Origin of the sequence: Anoxybacillus sp. (genome assembly GCF_036834105.1) — a bacterium.
Taxonomy (GTDB): Bacteria; Bacillota; Bacilli; order Bacillales; family Anoxybacillaceae; genus Anoxybacillus.
In genome coordinates, this window is the sequence record NZ_DAITON010000228.1 from 1 (window position 1) to 1,844 (window position 1,844).

Consider the following 1,844-nt stretch of genomic DNA (forward strand, 5'->3'; position numbering starts at 1 on the left):
AAATGCATGCTACATTACATATGTACAGACCAAAAAATCCCTTTTTGCCTAGAAGGAGGATTATAATCATGAAAGCTGCAGTTGTGGAACAATTTAAAGAGCCGTTACAAGTGAAAGAAGTGGAAAAACCTAAGATCTCATACGGGGAAGTATTAGTGCGCATTAAAGCGTGCGGGGTATGCCACACAGACTTGCATGCCGCACATGGCGACTGGCCTGTAAAGCCTAAACTGCCTCTCATTCCTGGACATGAAGGGGTCGGAGTAATTGAAGAGGTAGGCCCTGGGGTGACACATGTAAAAGTTGGAGATCGCGTAGGTATCCCTTGGCTTTACTCAGCGTGCGGTCATTGTGACTATTGCTTAAGCGGACAAGAAACATTATGCGAACATCAACAAAACGCTGGCTATTCCGTCGATGGTGGTTACGCTGAATATTGCCGTGCTGCAGCCGATTATGTTGTAAAAATTCCTGATAACTTATCATTTGAAGAAGCTGCTCCAATCTTTTGTGCTGGAGTCACGACATATAAAGCATTAAAAGTAACAGGGGCAAAACCTGGGGAATGGGTAGCCATTTACGGTGTTGGCGGGCTTGGACATGTCGCAGTCCAATACGCAAAGGCGATGGGGTTAAACGTCGTTGCTGTCGATTTAGGTGATGAAAAACTTGAGCTTGCTAAACAACTTGGTGCAGATCTTGTCGTCAATCCGAAACATGATGATGCGGCACAATGGATAAAAGAAAAAGTGGGCGGTGTGCATGCGGCTGTCGTCACAGCTGTTTCAAAAGCCGCGTTCGAATCAGCCTACAAAGCCATTCGTCGCGGTGGTGCTTGCGTACTCGTCGGATTACCGCCGGAAGAAATGCCTATCCCAATTTTCGATACGGTATTAAATGGAGTAAAAATTATTGGTTCTATCGTTGGTACGCGCAAAGACTTACAAGAAGCACTTCAATTTGCAGCAGAAGGAAAAGTAAAAACAATTGTCGAAGTACAGCCGCTTGAAAACATTAACGACGTATTTGATCGCATGTTAAAAGGGGAAATTAACGGCCGCGTCGTTTTAAAAGTAGATTAAAAAGAAGGCGTCTGTGGGCGCCTTCTCATTTAATTTCAACAGAAAACACTTGGTGGTCATGAATGTCTTCCTTAATATTGTTTGAAATACGATCCCAATTTGTTTAGGCAGTTCTTTTTCATGTTTTTGCGCATCATGCGATAATGTACATCCACTAATAAGGAACATCCCCGCAAAAATTAGCCATGCTAATTTACCTATCTTCCCTCTTTTATTCTACCTAACATCTAACCGAGCAAAAAAATAACCCAAGCGTAAAGCTTGAGCTATTTTTTCGTCGTATTAATCCGAAACGGCACGTAAAGCGGGCAAAATCTAACGAATGCTGTAATGATCAAAACGATTCCTAAAATGCCAACGTACTTGATGTTTCCTTCAAGGAAAAACAGCCCTAATAACGCAACCCCTAATATAAGACGAATGATGCGATCGACCGAACCAACATTAGCTTTCATCTTTTTTCCCCTCCTCTTCTTTTACCTTTAGCATAGAGGAAAAAAGTCCATTGTTCTGTGATAAAGTCACATTGTTGCAAATTTGTCACATAATTTTTCTTTGGCGATAATCTTCACTTTTCCTCGTCCAAGTTGCACATACCCTTCGCGTTCTAGCTGCTTCAACATCCGACTAACAACTTCACGCGCCGTTCCAAGTTCCATCGCAATATGTTCATGCGTCATCTCCACTATATTTGTTTTATTTTTCTCGCATCGGTCAAGCAAAAATTCAATGAGGCGCTTATCCATTTTTTCAAATACAATA

At 42.1% G+C, this 1,844-nt stretch carries 3 protein-coding genes; 1 reads left to right on the forward strand and 2 read right to left on the reverse strand.

Annotation, left to right across the window (positions count from 1 at the left end):
* Positions 1–68: 68 nt before the first annotated feature.
* Entirely contained in the window at positions 69–1,082 is a 1,014-nt protein-coding gene (gene adhP, locus V7Z64_RS13200; RefSeq protein WP_219985723.1) for an alcohol dehydrogenase AdhP, read from the forward strand.
* A gap of 266 nt (positions 1,083–1,348) precedes the next feature.
* Here adhP and V7Z64_RS13205 read toward each other — a convergent pair whose 3' ends face one another.
* The gene (locus V7Z64_RS13205; RefSeq protein ID WP_003397913.1) at positions 1,349–1,537 is read right to left on the reverse strand and encodes a YgaP family membrane protein; all 189 of its coding nucleotides are present in this window, start codon (positions 1,535–1,537) and stop codon (positions 1,349–1,351) included.
* A gap of 66 nt (positions 1,538–1,603) precedes the next feature.
* A partial coding sequence (locus V7Z64_RS13210; protein WP_334110737.1) for a Crp/Fnr family transcriptional regulator occupies positions 1,604–1,844 on the reverse strand: 241 nt, incomplete at its 5' end.